Here is a 17,129-nt window from a genome sequence, read left to right on the forward strand (position 1 = left end):
GTCTGCGTGGCTCACCAAGATGCAAGCCATTATCAAATGAGACTTTATCGCAGGCGGGTTTTCAGGAAGCGCTCAAGGCTTTAGATGCACAGGCCTTTTTATTCGATTCAGAGTCAGCGCGCGTCAGCGGATCTCGCTGGGCGATACGCCGTAGCGTTTGCGAAAGGCAATGGAAAAATGCGCCGGGCTGTAGCCCACGCCATAGGCGACGGTCGAAACGTTGCTCTCTTCATCGCTGAGCATGCGGTGCGCTTCGCTCAGGCGATGCTCGTGCAGGTAGCCGAACACACTGGTGCCAAACACTTTGCGAAAGCCTGCGGTGAGCTTGCGCGGGCTCATGCCGACATGGGCGGCCAGGGCATTGAGGCTCGGCGGCTCGAGCAGCGAGCGCACCAGCAGGTCACGGGCGGCGTGCACGCGCTCGACATCCGAGGCGGTGATGCGCAGTTTCTGCTCTGGCTGGGCGCGTTCATCCAGTAAAAACTGGGCACTGAGCGCGGTCAGCTCGAGGGCCTTGCCACCCAGGTACAGCGAGCGGCTCGGGCCCTGCATCGGGCAGGTGGCGATCTGCGTGGCCAGGGCCTGCATTGCCCGCGGCGCCGGGCGCACCATCATGTAGGGGTCGCCGCCCCTGGCCGCCAGCAGCTTGCGCGGGGCCATGCCCAGGTGGCGGTCGAGCGACTCCAGGTCGAGCTGGACGATGGTGTAGCGCAACGGCGTCGAGGTGCCGTAGATCTGCGACGAGGTGAACTCGCCGTCATTGACGATGGTGCACAGGCTCGGGCCGCGGATCGATTGCTCGGCGTGCCCCGGAATCCGGCAGGACAACTCGCCGCTCTGCACCAGGATCAGCTTCAGACCGCGCTCCAGCGGGTCTTCGACCCAGGCCTCGCTCTCGGACCAGAGGGTGCCGGTAACCAGGGTCATGTGCGGTTCCAGGTAGACCGTCCCGGGCTGGTTGCCCTTGGGTTCGGCCTGCTTCTCTGGGTGAGTGGGGGCGATGATCGTAATAGTCATTGGGTTTTCCCTTTTCCTGAGGCCATTACGTGGGGCCTGACCTGAAATAACGGGAGGTTTGTAAACCCTCAACCTCCCTGTTTGAAGCCACTGCGTATTTCATCTAATGAAAAAGTCGCGGCACCGAAAGCCTTGGCGTTGAGAAGCGCTCGGCGAAGGATAATGATAATAGATCTCATTAAGCCATTTGTAGCCAATTATTTCTACAAATAGGAGATTTCATGTCCTTGAACACTTCGACGCCCCTGCCAGATGCCGTAGGCGACGCGCCCGACTGGCCGCCGGCCTTTGCCCGGCGCTATCGCCAGGCCGGCTACTGGCAAGCGCAGACCTTTGCCCAGGCCCTCGACACCGCCGCGGCCCGCAACCCGGCTGCGATCGCCATCAGCGACGGCGCCCTGCATTTGAGCTACGCCAGCCTGGCAGAACGCTGCCAGCGCCTGGCCGGCGGCTTGCGTGCCCTTGGCCTCGAAGCCGGTGACAACGTGGTGGTGCACCTGCCCAATGGCAGCGCCTTTGTCGAAGTGTGCTTTGCCCTGTTTCGCCTCGGCGCGCGGCCGATCCTGGCCCTGCCCGCTCATCGTCAGCACGAGATCGGCGGCTTCTGCAGCTTCGCCCAGGCCAAGGCCTACATCGGCTGCGATCAGCTCGAAGGTTTCGACTGCCGGCAGATGGCGCGCCAGTTGCGCACTGCCAACCCGCACCTGCGGCATGTGCTGATCGCCGGTGACGCCGAAGAGTTCATTGCCCTCAGCACGCTGTACGGCGGCGAAGCAATGGAGCAGGACGCCGGCGATCCCGAGGCGGTGGCGTGCTTCCAGTTGTCGGGGGGGACCACCGGCACGCCCAAGCTGATTCCGCGCCGGCACGCCGAATATCTCTACAACGTGCGTGCCAGCAGCGCGGTCTGCGGGCTCGACGCGCAGACCGTGTACCTTGCCGCGCTGCCCATGGCGCACAACTTCACCCTCTGCTGCCCCGGGGTGATCGGCACCTTACTCGCCGGTGGCCGGGTGGTGTGCAGCCGCCGCCCCGATCCGGACACCTGCTTCGCCCTGATCAGCGCCGAGCGGGTCACCGTCACCGCCCTGGTGCCGCCGCTGGCCATGCTCTGGCTCGACGCCCAGGCCCAGCGCCAGGCCGATCTGTCGAGCTTGCGACTGCTCCAGGTCGGCGGCGCGAAGCTGCTCAGCACTGCTGCGGCGCGGGTCAAACCGGTGCTCGGCTGCACCTTGCAACAAGTGCTGGGCATGGCCGAGGGGCTGCTCTGCTACACCCGCCTGGACGATCGCGAGGAGTTGCTTCTGCACACCCAGGGCCGGCCACTGTGCGCCGATGACGAGTTGCGCATCGTCGACGAACAGGGCCAGCCAGTACCCGACGGTGTAGTCGGCGAGCTGCAAGTGCGCGGCCCCTACACCATTCGCGGCTACTACCGGCTGCCCGAACACAACGCCAAGGCCTTCACCGCTGATGGTTTCTATTGCAGCGGCGACCGCGTGCGGCGCACCGCCGAGGGTTACCTGGTGGTCGAGGGGCGGGACAAGGACCAGATCAACCGCGGCGGCGAAAAGGTCGCCGCCGAAGAAGTGGAAAACCTGCTGATCAACCATCCCCAGGTGCATGACGCGGCGCTGGTGGCGATGCCCGACGCGGTGCTGGGCGAGTCCACCTGCGCCTTTATCGTCGCCCGCGATCCGGCGCCCTCGGCGTTTGGCCTCAAGCAGCACCTGCGCAGCCAGGGCCTGGCCGCGTTCAAGGTGCCAGACCGCATCGAGTTCGTGGCGCAGTTCCCGCAGACCGGGGTCGGCAAGGTCAGCCGCAAGGACCTGCGCGCAACCCTGCGCCAGGCCTGGCTCGATGCCAACTGTGGGAGCGTCGCCTCGTGATGGCCGGGCTGTTGTCCCAGGGCGAGCGCTGGGTGCGCCCCTATCGATTGACGCCGATGCCGCGCTGGCGCCTGGTGTGCTTTGCCCATGCTGGCGGCAGTGCGAGTTTTTTCCGCGACTGGGCCAGCGCCCTGCCCGCCGATATCGACCTGTTGGCCATCCAGTACCCGGGCCGCGAAGACCGTTTCGCCGAAGCCTGCCTGAGCGACATGCCCAGCCTGGCCGAGGCCGCAAGCGTTGCGCTGGGTGGCTATGCCGACCGGCCGCTGGCGCTGTTCGGCCACAGCCTCGGCGCGGTGGTCGCCTATGAAGTGGCGGTGCGCCTGGCGCAGCAGGCCATCGCCGTCGAGCAGTTGTTCGTCTCCGCCCACCCGGCGCCGCAGTGCCAGCGTGGCGGGCAGTTGCACAGCGGCCCCGACCAGGCCCTGCTCGACGATGTGCGGCGGCTGTCGAGCCGCCCCAACCCGCTGCTCGAAGACCCGGCCCTGTGCCAGATGTTCCTGCCCAGCCTGCGCCATGACTACCAGATCGTCGAAACCTACAGCCGCGCCGCGCCGCAGCCGCTCAACAGCCGCATCACCGTGTTCTACCCCGAGCAGGACACGGAGATCGACCTTGACGAAGCCCTGGCCTGGCAAGCCGCCAGCCGTCAGCCACTGCACCTGCAGCGCTGGCAGGGCGAGCACTTCTACCTCATCGAGCAGCGCCAGGCGCTGCTCGATGTCCTGGCGGCCAGCCTGCTCGGCCGTCGCCCGCTGACATCACCTGCCCTTGAGGAAGCCCTCTGATGAAATCGCCTGACGCTTGTGAAGGCCTGCCGGACATCCGGATCGCCATCGATTCACTGGACCACCAGATCATCGAACTCATGCGCCACCGCATGGCTTACGTCAAAGCCGCCGCCCGCTTCAAACCGACCGAAAACAGCATCGCCGCGCCCGAGCGCGTCGCCCAGATGCTCCCGCAACGGCGCCAGTGGGCCGAGGACGCCGGGCTCGATGCACACTTTGTCGAAACCCTGTTTGCCCAGATCATTCATTGGTACATCGCCCAGCAAGTCGTGCACTGGCGCAGCATGAGGGTGCCAGCATGAAAACCCTGGCCCGACTGGAAGAGCACCTCGGCGAGCTGACCCAGGTGTTCGAGCAGGCCCGCCAGCGCGCGGTGCTGCAAGCTGAGCCGGTGCTGGCCAGTTACGCCCTGGCGATCGATGCGGTGGACCTGCTGGAGCTGTTTTGCCGGGTCGACCAGCCCTGCGCCGAGGCCGTGTTCTGGCGCGCCGCCGATGGCGGCAGGAGCCTGTTCGGCTGGGGCGTGGCTGCAGAGCTGAGCGGTGCTGGCGAGCAGCGTTTCGCCAGCGTTGACCAGCAGTGGCAGCACTGGCTGCGCAGCGCGGTGATCCACGGCCCGCAGCCGCCGCTGCTGTGCGGGGGGTTTCGCTTCGACCACCAGGTCCAGGCCAGCAGCGCCTGGCAGGGTTTTGGCGACGCCTCGATGCGACTGATGACCTTGCTGCTGATACGCGACGCCGACGCCTGCTGGCTGCTGTGCCAGCAGTTGGTCGGGCCTGCGGACACTGCCCAAAGCCGCTGCGAGCAGGTGCTCAATGAGTGGCACGGGCTGATGGATCGCTACCTGTCGGCGCCGGTTGTCACGCCGCCCGCGCAGCACCGGCGCGACCAGAGCCTGCCGCGCGCCTGCTGGGAGAGCAAAATCGCCCAGGCCCTGGACGCGCTACGCGATACCTCGATGAAAAAGGTGGTGCTGGCGCGCGAAGTGCTCAGCGAGTTTTCCCGGGCCGTCAGCCCGGGACGCACCCTGGCGCGCCTGGCCAGCAACGATCCGGCGGCCTACCTGTTCGCCTTTCGCCGCCAGCAAAGCTGCTTTATCGGCGCCTCGCCGGAACGCCTGGTCAAGCTCGACGGCGGCCGCCTGCAGACCCTGGCGCTGGCCGGCACCAGCCGCCGCGACCCCGACCCGCAACAAGACGCGCAACTGGCACAGGCGCTGCTGGACTGCGAGAAAAACCGCCACGAACATGCACTGGTGGTGCAGATCATCGAAAGCGGCCTGGCGCCGTGGGCAAGCCAGTTGCAGGTACCGGCGACCCCTTCGGTGCAACGCCTGAGTCGGGTCCAGCACCTGAGTACGGTGATCGAAGGTCGCCTGCGCCCGCAAACAAGCCTGCTGCAAGTGGTCGAAGCCCTGCACCCGACACCCGCCGTCGGCGGCCACGAGCGCCAGCAGGCCATGGCGCATATTCGCCACTGCGAAGGTTTTGACCGTGGCTGGTACGCCGCGCCCCTGGGCTGGCTGGACGCGCAGGGCAACGGCGAATTCATCGTCGGCCTGCGCTCGGCGCTGTTGAACGGCGAGCAGGCCCGTCTGTTCGCCGGTTGCGGCATCGTGCCTTGCTCGGACCCGGCCAGTGAATACGAGGAGACCTGCATTAAGCTTGCGGGGATGCAGTTGGCGTTGCAGGCTTGAATGGGGTGATGATGGGCTTATCCATTCGACGTGGCGCTAAGCTCTGCCGATATCCAATTTCGTAGATACGCCAGCACAGGCACCGCCCGTAACTTCGCGACTTCAGGAGGCCGAGCGTAGGTGCCTGTAGGGGCAGTGCGCAGCACCTTCGGCGTCAGCCGAAGACGCGAGACGTAGACTTGGCGTAGCAAGTCGTAGGCCGCGATGCCCCGGAAGGCGCCGTAGCGAGGGGACCCGAAGCGCAGCGTAGGGCCGTATGCTGGAGCGAGCGGTTTTGCCTACCTTTTCCCAAGATGTATGGACCGGAGACATCGCTGACACATGTACGGGGACATGGTTGACACATTATCGCTTGCCATCCGGGTTGTTGAAATCGATGGTTCTCAGCTTGCGGTGGCAGAAGTAGACGTCGAAGTGATCAGGTCCCTTCTCGCTCGGGCGCAAAGCCAAAATGTGGCCCACCAGCGCTTTTGCTATCCGGAATGAGCGCTTCCTGAAGCGGAACTGACTATCGTAGGGTTTGACTAGGATATCTTCGGGTCCGTATTCAAAGGTTGGTACCCGGCTTGGAAACGGCCGTGTGCTCATCTGGTAGCGCTCCCTCGGTACTTGGTAGTCCAACTGCTGGTGGGGTCGCTTGTAGTTGTAGACGCCACGCCACAGGTCGAACGCCTCCTGCGCCTCCCGCAAATCACGGAAGGTGCGGTCCCTGAGCACCTCTGTCTTGAGCGTTCGGTGGAAGCGCTCGTCTTTACCGTTGGTCTGTGGGTGCCCTGGCCGGCTGAAGGTCAAGCGTATGCCCAGACGCACTATCCAGATCCCTAGTGGCGTCAGCTCTCCAGGGTTTCGTGGTGCCCCCCAGGGCGCGCCATTGTCTGCGTTGATCTGCAGGGGAAGGCCATACCGCCTGAACAGATCGGTCAGGTGCTCCTGGACCAATTCGGTTCGCTGATGCGCACAGGCTTGAATCGCCAAGTTGAAGCGCGAGTGATCATCGATCAACGTCAACGGGTAGCACGGCCCCTGACCTGTCTGGAAGAAGCCTTTGAAGTCGATCTGCCAGAGATCATTAGGAGCCTCGCGTTCATAGCGTTTCCACGGCGTAGCTGCAGCACTGGCTTCGGAGGTGATCAGCCCGTGGCGATGCAGAACATTGGTGACGGTACTGGCGCAAATGCGCTGACCCAGTAGATGCCTGATCTTGCGGCCACCCCAGGCAGGGTGCTCCTTGCGGATGGCGATCACTTCTTTCTCAAGCCCACGATCCGTCAGCCTAGGGCTGCTGGCAGGTTTTCTGGATCGTTCCAAAAGGCCTGCCGCACCCTCCTGCCGGTAGCGGTTAAGCCACTTGTAACCTGTCTGGGGACTGATACCGAAGCGTCGGCACAACTCCCTGACATTGGCGTCTGGGTGATTGGCCAGATGAACGAACTCTTCTCTCAAGCTCATGGCGTCTCTCGCGTTCCAAGGCATGGTCGAATTCCCGGCAGGTTTGCTTGCCGAAAAGTGTCAACCATGTCCCCGTACACCTGTCCACCATGTCTCCGGTCCATACACCAAGAGAAAAGTAGGCCGCCGTAAAGGCGGAAGGGGCCAGCAGCAGCGCCACAGCGAATGGATAAGCTCGGTGCCCCAACTTACAGACCCAAGGACCAATTTCCACCGTTTGCACTAAGAACCTATAATTAGCTAGACCGGTAGCCAACCCGGGCACAGCCCCCTTCGGCGATCCGGACTGCCTCTGACATGAACACTACCCTCTTCACCACCTGCCTGCTCGCCCTCTGCCTGGCACTCACGGCCGGTTGCTCGAGCAAACCCAAGGCCAAATACCTGGCCGCCAATGCCGGTTCCAACTGCCACGCCAAAGCCGTGCCCACAGCCGGCGAAGGCGGCCTGGCGTGGGGCCCGACCTTGCAGATCGCCCGGCAGAAATCCATGAACAACTGCATCCGCTACGCCGGGCGCTCCGGCGGCCTGCCCAGGACCTGCAAGGTGGTGCTGGCCGAGTGCAAACGCTGATCCGCATGTAAGCCATACGCTATATAAATACTTATATAGCGTTGTCAATTTGCTCGCCTGGCTCTAGTATCGGCGGCGTTCTGCCGTTGCGCGTACCCGCTTGATCGATGCGATCAGACGGCTCCGGGGAGGGAGCTGTCGGTCGTTTTGCGCCACGCGCTATATAAAATAATATATATCGATACCGACAAAGGAGCGTCATGACCCCGTTCGCCCCCCGTACCCTGCTGCTCGCCCTGGCCGCCATCAGCGCCGAGGCTGCCGTGGCCGAGCAGAAGAAAACCTTCAGCCTCGGTGAAATCCAGATTTGGGCCCCGCAGGATGAGGCGCTCGCCACCGGCAGCAGCGTCGTCGAGCTCGAAGACATGCGCCTGCATGACCGCGAGACCGTCGACCGCGCCCTGGCCCTGGCGCCTGGGGTCAACCTCGCCTACATGGGCGGGCGCGCCGAGCAGGTGGTGTACGTGCGCGGTTTTGACCGCCTGCAGGTGCCGGTGTATATCGACGGCATTCCCACCTATGTGCCCTATGACGGCAACATCGACCTGGGACGTTTCACCACCTACGACCTGTCGCGCATCGAAGTGGCCAAGGGTTTCGCCTCGTTGCTGTACGGCCCCAACACCCTGGGCGGGGCGATCAACCTGATCACCCGGCGGCCCACCGAAACCTTCGAAGGTGAAGTCGGTGGCGGCCTGGAGCTGACCGACCACGGCAACGTCAACGCCTATCGCAGCTACGCCAACCTGGGTTCCAACCAGGGCAACTGGTGGATGCAGGGTGGCGTATCGTATGTCGACTATGACTACACGATGCTGCCCGACGACTTCGAGCCAACCAACAACCAGCAAGGCAAGGGCCGCCGGGAAAACAGTAACAGGCGCGACGGCAAGTTCAGCTTCAAGCTCGGCTTCACCCCTAACGATACCGACGAGTACGTGCTCGGTTATGTCCAGCAGGAAGGCCGCAAGGGCCAGCCGCCCTACGCCGGCGACCTGCCCGCCAGCGGCCAGCGCAAGCGCTGGTGGGAGTGGCCGCAGTGGGACAAGACCAGCCTGTTCCTGGCCACCAACACCCGCTTCGGCGAGCACGGCCTGAAGACCCGGGTGTTCCGCGACACCTTCAAGAACTCGCTGGAAAGCTTTGTCTACAACAACGGTATCCATGGCGCGATGCAGCCGGGGTTCCCGAGCAAATACGATGACGAGTCCACCGGTTTCTCGGTCGAGGGCGACCTGGCCCTGAGCACCGGCAACCGCCTGGGCATCGCTTATCACTTCAAGGAAGACGTGCACCGCTCGCGCGATGGCAGCGACCCGCAAACCCACTTTCGCGACCAGACCCAGTCCATCGCCCTGGAAGACACTCTGCGCCTGAACGACATCTTCAGCGTGGTCGGCGGCGTGTCGTACAACTACCGCAAGAGCCTTGAGGCCGAAAACTCCGGCACCAGCGCCGCCTCGCCCCGGATCAAGACCCTGTATGACGAGCCGACCGGCAGCGACGATGCGGTCAACAGCCAGTTGGGCCTGTTCATCAACACAGGCCCCTTGCTGGACATCGACCACAACGGCCAGGTGCGCCTGACCGTGGCGCGCAAGAGCCGCTTTGCCACCATCAAGGACCGCTACTCGACCCGTTTTGGCACGGTAATCCCCAGCCCCGACCTGAAATCCGAACGCGCTACCCACTACGAGCTGGGTTACAGCGGCGCGATCAGCCGCCAATGGACCCTCGACACGGCGCTGTTCGTCAGCAACATCGAAGACTCCATCCAGCAGGTCACCGTCGCCCCGGTCGCCGGTTGCGCAGCGCCCTGCGGGCAGTACCAGAACATCGCCAAGGCGCGTAACCAGGGCGTCGAACTGGGCCTGCGCGGCGATCTGGGCAACTGGGAATTCAACACCAGCTACACCTACCTCGATCGTGAAAACCGCAGCAATCCCGAGCTGCGCCCGATCGATACACCGCGCCACAACCTGTTCGCCTCGGCCAGCCTGAACCTCGACGCCTGGCGCCACACCGCCAGCGTCGAAGCCGCTTCGCGGCGTTACAACATGTCCGATGGCAGCCAGATGAGCGGCGGCTACGCGGTGTACAACCTCAAAAGCGGCTACCGCTTGAGCAATGACGTGCGCATCGAAGCGGGCATCCGCAACCTGTTCGATCGCCTTTATGAATACAGCGAGGGGTACCCGGAAATTGGCCGCAGCTACTTCGTACAGTTCAATGTGCCGCTCTAAGGCCTGGCTGCTGGCGCTGCTGCTGGGCGCAGCCAGTGCCCAGGCGGGCGCGCCGCAGCCGGTGGTGGTGTTGACCAGCTACCCCGAGGAGATGATGACGCGCTTCGAAGAGGCCTTCGAGCGCGCCAACCCTGATTATCGCCTGCAGATCCTCTGGCGCCAGGGCTTCGATGCCCTGCCCTATCTGCGTCAGGCCGATCAGGGCGGGGTCGATGTCTACTGGGCACCGTCGCCGGGCAACTTCAAGCGTCTGGCCCAGGACGCCGGCTGGCAGCCGCTAGGGGTCGAGCTGGACGGTTTGCCGCCGCGCATTGGCGGCATCGCCCTGCGCGATCGCGCGGCGCGCTACCAGGCCACGGAGCTTGCCGGTTACGGCTTTGCCATTAACCCGGAAGAACTGGCCAAGCTGAACATGCCTGCCCCGCAAGACTGGCCGGACCTGCTCGATGCCCGCCTGCGCGGGCGCGTCGCCTTGCCCGAACCTGCGCGCGTCGGCTTTGCCCCAGTGCTGCTGGATATCGTTTTGCAGGCCTACGGCTGGGATCAAGGCTGGGCGCTATGGAGCGAGCTCGCCGGGCAATCGCGGCTGGTGAGTCGCGGCGGCACCCTGGTCAGTGACGAGGTCGCCAGCGGGCGTTCGGCAGTGGGTGTGTCGATCGACTTTTTCGTGGCTTCGGCGGTGAGTAACGGCGAAGCGGTCGAGTTTGTCTACCCGGCCCACGGCGGGCTCAATCCGGCGCATATCGCCATCCCTCGCCAGGCCAGGCAGGTCGAGGGAGCGCGGGCCTTCGTGCGCTTCGTGTTGTCGCCTGAAGGGCAACGCCTGCTGGCCGACCCGGACATTCGCAAGTTGCCGGTGCGCCCCAGCGTTTATGCCGACTTGCCGGCGGGCTATCACGACCCCTTCGCCGCCGCCCGCCAGGGCGCCTATGCCTACACCGACGACAGCTCGCGCGAGCGCCTGGCGCTGATCACCTCGCTGTTCGAGCAATGGCTCGGCCAACCCCATGAACGCCTCGGCCTATTGTGGGCGCGGGTGCATGCCGGTGAAGCCCAGGGCCGCGACCTGACCGCGGTGCGCGAGTTTCTCAGCGTGCCGCCGATCGACGAAGAGCAAGCGGCGTCGGCGCCGTTGCTGGCACTGTTTGCCCAGCGCCAGGACCATGGCATGCAGCGCCAGCCGGCGAGCGACCAGGATGCCCTCGGCCGCGAGGAAATCGCCTGGCAGTTCCATAGCGCCCGGCAACAGGCGCAAGCCGAGCGCCTGCTGTCGGCCATGGGCCTGTGAAGCGGGTTGTCTGCTTGCTGATAGGCGCGCTGCTGAGCCAGCCCGCCAGCGCCGCCGTCAGCCGTGAAGCCTTCGCCCAGCCCTTGCCGGGGCTGGACGATGCGCAGCAGCTGGAGCGTTTCTTTCACGGCCGCAGCCTGTTCCGCCAGGCCTGGGTGGTGGCGCCTTCACGGGACGAAGCGGTCGATGGCCTGGGACCGCTGTACAACCGCATCAGCTGCATTGCCTGCCACCCCAAGAATGGTCGCGGGCAGGCACCTGCCAGTGAACAGCAACCGCTGCGCACGATGCTGGTGCGCCTGTCGCTACCCGGGCACGATGCCCACGGCGGGCCGCTGCCGCATCCGGTCTATGGCGACCAGCTAAGTGAGTCGGCCATTCCAGGCGTGGCTGGCGAAGGCCGTGCGCATATCCGCTGGCAAGAGCAGTGGGTCACCCTGACCGATGGCGAACGCATCGGCCTGCGTTCACCGCGCCTGAGCTTCAGCGAACTGGCCTACGGCCCGTTGGGTAACGTGCGCACCTCGATGCGGGTCGGCTCGCCGGTATTCGGCCTGGGCCTGCTCGAAGCCATCGAGGCCAGCACCCTGCAGGCACTGGCCGACGCGCCCAAGCCCGATGGCGTCAAGGGCCGCGTCAACCAGGTATGGAGCGTCGAACGCCAGCGCCTTGAGCCCGGGCGCTTTGGCCTCAAGGCCAACCAGCCGGACCTGCGTCAGCAGATTGCCGGCGCCATGCACGGTGACCTGGGGATCACTTCGCCACTGTATCCCCAACAAAACTGCACGCCGTTGCAAGCGGCCTGTCGCCAGGCTGCCAGCGGCGGCGAACCGGAGCTCGATGCCGTGCAACTGGGCGACCTGCACTTCTACCTGGCCCACCTGGCACCACCGCAGCGCCGCGACCGGAGCAAACCCGAGGTGCAACGTGGCGAGCAGTTGTTTAACCAGGCTGGCTGCGCCCAATGCCACCGCCCGCACCTGAGCACGGGCCAGCATCCGCTCTACCCGCTGTTGTCAGCGCGGCAGATCGAGCCTTACAGCGACCTGTTGTTGCATGACATGGGCCCGGGCCTGGCCGATGGACGTGACGATTACCTGGCCACCGGCCGCGAGTGGCGCACCCCGCCACTGTGGGGCCTGGGCTTGCTCGAACGGATCAACCCCGGCGCTGGCTACCTGCATGATGGCCGCGCGCGTACGCTTGAGGAGGCGGTGTTGTGGCATGGTGGGGAGGCGGCAGTGGCGCGGGAGCGCTTTGCAGGCTATTCGCGGCAGGAGCGCCAAGAGTTACTGGAATTCCTGCGCTCACTGTAGAGGTGCAGTGCCCTTGAGAGCCCTCGCCTCACCCGGAGAAAATTAAGCCGGCCTCAGCCCCGACACAGGTGTTCATAACATTGGGCATCAACACACTGATGGAAAGAAAATTTCTCAGGCTCATCGGTTCAGGTTTGATGAACCGACAGTGAACAGCGACTTTACGCTGCATTCGCTTTGCGACCACTTCACAATTGCCGTTTTCGAATGCGTTGCGGTTGTTAACCAGTGACGGCGCCTTTCGGTAGCGACTGATGATTTCCTTCATTTTTCTACGAGCGTAAAACAACTCGATTAGCACATCGAACATGCCGATCAGGGTTATTGCACCACAGACCTTTACAATAAACCCTGCGTAGGACACGCACTGCCAGCCCACACACTGCTGCGCAGCAACGTAAGTGAAGAGTTCATATATCACCATCGCCACAAACAGAGATACCAACGCAGCAACAATGGATAGCACAGCATATCGTGTGCCACGCATGTGCTGCCGAAACTGCCTGACCAAGGCGTCATCCATTCCATGTTTGCTGGCGAGAAACCAGCTTTTCAGTACCACCTCGAACGCTGGCCCGCCACCTTGAATTTCACGGACCGCCTTTTCAACTTTCTCCAGTACAAAGGACCGATTTTTCTCAAAATCGCAACTCAGGTGAAAACTCATGACGCGCTTGACTGGCTTGCCAGCCTGAAGCTCTGTAGCGTCGACACCTAGCGAAACCCCGCCGCCCAAAGGAAGGGCGAACCCCTGCCCGCGCATGAAAATGACCATCAATAACACAATAACCGTCGAGTACAACAAAACCTCTGGGTGCGCGGACAGACTATTATGGAAGTCGCCGCCCTCTGCGGAACAGACAATAACTATCGCATTCAATAAACTAAAAATCGATAGCAGTATGATGATCGAGAAAACGCCCCGCCGATTGATCCAATAAAACGTTTGGAAGCTATTCTCGGTGAGCGGAACCTTATTTTCCTTGACCCGGCGAGTCACCCACAAAAAACCAATGATTGCGGCGATGCAGATAAAACCGGCGTACTGCAGCACCATTGCTACATAGCCGAGTTCAAGACCGCTACGAATACCTGCCAACAATACATCCTTCACTTCGTCTACCGTTTCCATTCCCACATCCTGCCCGCCATGCTGGGCATGGCCCGATTATTATTGCTGCTAATTTTCGACCCTGCTCATCCGCGTACGCTCATGCCATTGCGATAGCCATTCAGGTACTGGGATGAGCGCGCTATCAAGGTAAGAGGACAGGTACTTGTGGTTATCCATCAACCTCCCCGGGTCTTTATAATCCTGAGCGGTCGAGAGCAAGGTACGCCAAGCCGTCGCAGCAATGTTCTGCATTTGCCGTACCTGCTGCGCAGTGTAGGTTTCCATTTTCTGGGTGGGCATGATGCGACTTGCCAACATAACCAGATAATCAACGACGTTCTCCGTGAAATCAGCCCGCGCCGTAACCGCCGATGGCACGTCCTCGAACAGTTGGCACAGCCGGCGGCATCCCGCCGGAGTGTAGAGTGGTGAATCCTCAGAGGTTAACCGCCAGTACAACGAACCGTGTGGATTGCCTGACTGCGCCTGCGCACGGGCCACTCCCCTGGCTTGGATAAACGCCTGCAGGGTGCTGTCGATAACCTCAGAATCTAATGACCGCGCCAGTTTATCGATGAACTGAAGTTGGCGCTGGCTCGTCCTTTTTTCCAGCGAATGCCGATAGAGCATCTCCTGCATCCACTCGAACAGCTCGATCTTGTTACGACACCCCTCCAGCGCACGTTCGAGCAACTGCTCTTCGCGTTGCACAAAGTCCCGAGGCGCCGATGCCGACATGAAGGACGTTCTGCTCAACAACGTATTACCCCATAGGCGCGTGAAGGCGTCGAGGCTCTGGCAACTTTCCTGGATCGCCGGATCACTCATGCGCCAGCTAGTTTCAAGTAACGAAAGCTGCTTATGAGCCGCATCGGTAGATGACCGACGCAACCCTTCACTGTGCTGATCGACCATTTTCCGTGAAGCACCCCCGTAGTCAGCCAGAACCTTTTCGAGAAATTCACGGGCCACATCACCTGGCCGCTTGAAGGCAATGTCAACGCACTGTCTGATAAATGCAGACACCTGCTCGGCCTCTTCTTGTGCGTTCCATCGCCGAAGAAAGTCCTGATATTCCTTGTCAGTGAAAACGGGCTCGCTGATCAGCAACTTTGCCTGTTTTGCTAGCAACGTTGCGGGCACGCGCTCACACAGCAAGAGGAACTCTTGAACCTTGCGCTGCAATGCCTCGAAACCCACCTCGTCTGCCTTGATGGATTCAGCTACAAAACTGTCTTTTTTTGCTTTCAAGCCACTCTCTGCAGATTGCAAAGCCCTCGCAAGTGCACGTTCGGTTGCCGGCGCTTCATGGCGCAAGATGGTTTGCAAAACAATGACTTCCCAGCGTAGCTCGTGGCTGGCGTGCCTTCCTGCCACCTCCCGGTACAAACAGAGTTCCCGGACAATCGCTTTCGCCAAGCGCGGGTTACCCGGCATACAGTCAACGACCCTGGCATAGGCCGGCCTGGGTATGAACGCCAAGTTCTGCTCATACAATGACCAGGCCAGGCTGGCTGCCTGCTCGGCCTCTGGTTCCGGCAAGTGGAAGCGAATATCAATGATTTTTTCCAGAAACCGCTGGGCATCAGGGCCGAAGGCTTGCGAATGATCCTTGAGCGCTTTGCTGACAACCTCCAGGTCAAACGCCAGGACAAAGACGAACCTTGGCCAGTCCAGCAGCTCTTTCAAGCTCATCAATACGCTGGGGATCAATTTGGGGTCGATGCGGTCGAGGTCGTCGATAAATACCAGCACCTGAACCGAATGCAGTTCAGCCTGCAAAGCACGCAAATCCTCGGCACCTGGTTGCAGCCATTTTGGTAGCCTGGCGAGCAACTTGTGCACTCCCCCGACTGCGGCCGTCGTGACCTCTGCGCCAGGCAGGAGCTTCACCCCCGCGTCGATAACGACCTTAACGACATCGGCCATACCGCCCAGTTTCGCAGCGGCGTTTTTGGCCCATCGGGCCAGCCTGGGTACTTTGATCTGCTGTTTACCCAGCTGGCCAAGCAATGCCTGGTAAAAACTGCCGATCCCCCCTTGCTCGGTGGCATTCCACGCTGAAAATCGCACAATCACCCATTGCCTATCTGCCTGACAACGTCGGCGATTCTCTTGCCCAGCCTGACGCTCAATGAAATTCAGCACGCTGGTCTTGCCACTACCCCACCTGCCGCACAAGGCAATTCGCGTCGACCATGCGGGTGTTGCGCTGGCGGCGCGCAGTACCGATCGGGCGATGCTCCAGCGATCGAGCAAATCATCTTCGCGCTGTTGCGCGGCTCTGTCGTGGCCTTCAACTGCACCTTGTACTTCATGCGTTGGCATTGCTACTCCGGTCCTATCCCTGCATGGCCTCTAGCCATCAATCGCCAGGAGCATACCCCCGAAACGCTGCCCTTACACTCCTCATATCATTCCCAATGATAATAACCTTCGCCCCATTCGATTCGTCGTTGATAGTTTCAAATCGCAGAATCCGCCCACTATCAATAAATTGGCGGACTCCCCATGGAACAGTCACTCAAACCTTTGCGTTACCCCCTTGCTCTATTGGCTGTATTGGTGATGAGTGCCTGCGGTCGCACCCCGGAGGCCGTGCAGGCGCCGGCGGCGGCCAAGGTCAGCGTGGCCAAGGTGCTGGAACAACCAATCAACGAATGGGACGAGTTCACCGGCCGCCTGGAGGCGCCGGAAACCGTCGAGGTGCGTCCGCGCGTCTCCGGGCAGATCGACCAGGTGGCCTTCACCGAAGGCGCCCAGGTGAAAAAAGGCGATCTGCTGTTCCAGATCGACCCGCGTCCGTTCCAGGCTGAGGTCCGCCGCCTCGAAGCCCAACTGCAACAAGCCCGCGCCACCGCCATCCGCAGCGAAAACGAAGCCCAGCGCGGCGAGCGCCTGCGCAGCAGCAACGCGATTTCCGCCGAGCTTGCCGAGTCGCGCACCAGTGCCGCTGCCGAAGCCCGCGCCGGTGTCGCCGCGATCCAGGCGCAACTGGACCTGGCGCGCCTGAACTTAAGCTTCACCCGCGTCACCGCGCCGATCAGCGGCCGGGTCAGCCGCGCGCAGTTCACCGCCGGCAACATCGTCACGGCTGACGTCACGCCGCTGACCAGCGTGGTCTCCACCGACAAGGTCTACGCCTACTTCGACGCCGACGAGCGCGTGTACCTCAAGTACACCCAGCTGGCGCGCGACGGCCAGCGCGGCCAGAGCACCCCGGTGTACCTGGGCCTGTCCAACGAAAACGGCAACCCGCACCTGGGCCAGATGAACTTCGTCGACAACCAGGTCAACCCCAAGACCGGCACCATCCGTGGCCGCGCGGTGTTCGACAACCGCGACGGGCAGTTCACCCCGGGCCTGTACGCACGCCTGAAACTGGTCGGCAGCGCCACCTACTCGGCGGTGCTGATCAACGACGAAGCGGTCGGCACCGACCTTGGCAAGAAGTTCGTGCTGGTCATGGACAAAGACAACAAGGCCGCCTACCGCGCCGTCGAGCTGGGGCCGAAACTCGAAGGCCTGCGCATCGTGCGCAACGGCCTGAGCAAGGATGACCGCATCGTCGTCAAGGGCCTGCAACGGGTACGCCCGGGCTCGCCGGTCGACCCGCAGGACACGCCAATGGCCAGTGACGCGACCATCGCCGCCCTCGCCCAACAACGTCAGGCGCTCGAAGCCAGTATCCAGGGCAAAACAGTGGCCACCCCCAGCGTAAAACTCGCCAGTGCCTCGGCACCGCGCGGTTAA

Annotated in this window: 13 protein-coding genes; 9 read left to right on the plus strand and 4 right to left on the minus strand. The window is 62.7% G+C overall.

The annotated features are described in order from the left end of the window. Positions 1 to 123: 123 nt before the first annotated feature. Positions 124 to 1,017: a helix-turn-helix transcriptional regulator gene (locus tag LOY37_RS15015; protein ID WP_045198130.1), complete on the minus strand. Its 894-nt coding sequence runs from the start codon at positions 1,015 to 1,017 to the stop codon at positions 124 to 126. Positions 1,018 to 1,238: 221 nt separating this feature from the next. On the opposite strand from LOY37_RS15015, the gene LOY37_RS15020 reads away from it, so the two are divergent. The 4 genes from LOY37_RS15020 to LOY37_RS15035 are packed head-to-tail and all read left to right on the plus strand — an operon-like array spanning position 1,239 to position 5,393. Next, a complete protein-coding gene (locus LOY37_RS15020; RefSeq protein ID WP_258715119.1) occupies positions 1,239 to 2,906 on the plus strand; it encodes a (2,3-dihydroxybenzoyl)adenylate synthase in 1,668 nt (555 codons plus the stop codon). After that, positions 2,906 to 3,694, plus strand: coding sequence for a thioesterase II family protein (locus LOY37_RS15025; protein WP_258715120.1), 789 nt, complete (start codon positions 2,906 to 2,908; stop codon positions 3,692 to 3,694). The genes LOY37_RS15020 and LOY37_RS15025 overlap by 1 nt, the downstream gene beginning before the upstream one ends. Further along, entirely contained in the window at positions 3,694 to 3,999 is a 306-nt protein-coding gene (locus tag LOY37_RS15030) for an isochorismate lyase (protein WP_258715121.1), read from the plus strand. The genes LOY37_RS15025 and LOY37_RS15030 overlap by 1 nt, the downstream gene beginning before the upstream one ends. Further along, the gene (locus LOY37_RS15035; protein ID WP_258715122.1) at positions 3,996 to 5,393 is read left to right on the plus strand and encodes an isochorismate synthase; all 1,398 of its coding nucleotides are present in this window, start codon (positions 3,996 to 3,998) and stop codon (positions 5,391 to 5,393) included. The genes LOY37_RS15030 and LOY37_RS15035 overlap by 4 nt, the downstream gene beginning before the upstream one ends. Positions 5,394 to 5,738: 345 nt before the next feature. Here the strand turns inward: LOY37_RS15035 and LOY37_RS15040 are convergent, their stop codons facing one another. Next, positions 5,739 to 6,866, minus strand: coding sequence for an IS481 family transposase (locus tag LOY37_RS15040; RefSeq protein ID WP_258715123.1), 1,128 nt, complete (start codon positions 6,864 to 6,866; stop codon positions 5,739 to 5,741). Positions 6,867 to 7,139: 273 nt separating this feature from the next. Here LOY37_RS15040 and LOY37_RS15045 point away from each other — a divergent pair, with 273 nt between their 5' ends. The 4 genes from LOY37_RS15045 (at position 7,140) to LOY37_RS15060 (ending at position 12,262) form a co-directional block, all read left to right on the plus strand. Beyond that, a complete protein-coding gene (locus tag LOY37_RS15045) occupies positions 7,140 to 7,415 on the plus strand; it encodes a hypothetical protein (protein ID WP_045198120.1) in 276 nt (91 codons plus the stop codon). A gap of 200 nt (positions 7,416 to 7,615) precedes the next feature. Continuing rightward, entirely contained in the window at positions 7,616 to 9,658 is a 2,043-nt protein-coding gene (locus tag LOY37_RS15050) for a TonB-dependent siderophore receptor (RefSeq protein ID WP_258715124.1), read from the plus strand. Beyond that, a complete protein-coding gene (locus LOY37_RS15055; RefSeq protein WP_258715125.1) occupies positions 9,645 to 10,946 on the plus strand; it encodes an ABC transporter substrate-binding protein in 1,302 nt (433 codons plus the stop codon). Before LOY37_RS15050 ends, LOY37_RS15055 begins: the two co-directional genes overlap by 14 nt. Before the next feature lie 14 nt (positions 10,947 to 10,960). Further along, entirely contained in the window at positions 10,961 to 12,262 is a 1,302-nt protein-coding gene (locus tag LOY37_RS15060; RefSeq protein WP_258715126.1) for a di-heme oxidoredictase family protein, read from the plus strand. Between the two features lie 28 nt (positions 12,263 to 12,290). Here LOY37_RS15060 and LOY37_RS15065 read toward each other — a convergent pair whose 3' ends face one another. Together LOY37_RS15065 and LOY37_RS15070 are read right to left on the minus strand one after the other, a co-directional pair. Then, the gene (locus tag LOY37_RS15065) at positions 12,291 to 13,394 is read right to left on the minus strand and encodes a hypothetical protein (RefSeq protein ID WP_258715127.1); all 1,104 of its coding nucleotides are present in this window, start codon (positions 13,392 to 13,394) and stop codon (positions 12,291 to 12,293) included. A 48-nt stretch (positions 13,395 to 13,442) separates the two neighbouring features. Further along, complete coding sequence (locus LOY37_RS15070; protein WP_258715128.1) at positions 13,443 to 15,704, minus strand: KAP family NTPase; 2,262 nt, start codon at positions 15,702 to 15,704, stop codon at positions 13,443 to 13,445. 183 nt (positions 15,705 to 15,887) lie between these two features. Between LOY37_RS15070 and mexE the strand changes: the two genes are divergently transcribed. Further along, positions 15,888 to 17,129 carry a multidrug efflux RND transporter periplasmic adaptor subunit MexE gene (gene mexE / locus LOY37_RS15075; protein WP_093381986.1) on the plus strand — a complete coding sequence of 414 codons (1,242 nt, stop codon included), beginning with the start codon at positions 15,888 to 15,890 and terminating at the stop codon, positions 17,127 to 17,129.

It is taken from the genome of Pseudomonas sp. B21-012, assembly GCF_024749305.1.
GTDB lineage: Bacteria > Pseudomonadota > Gammaproteobacteria > Pseudomonadales > Pseudomonadaceae > Aquipseudomonas.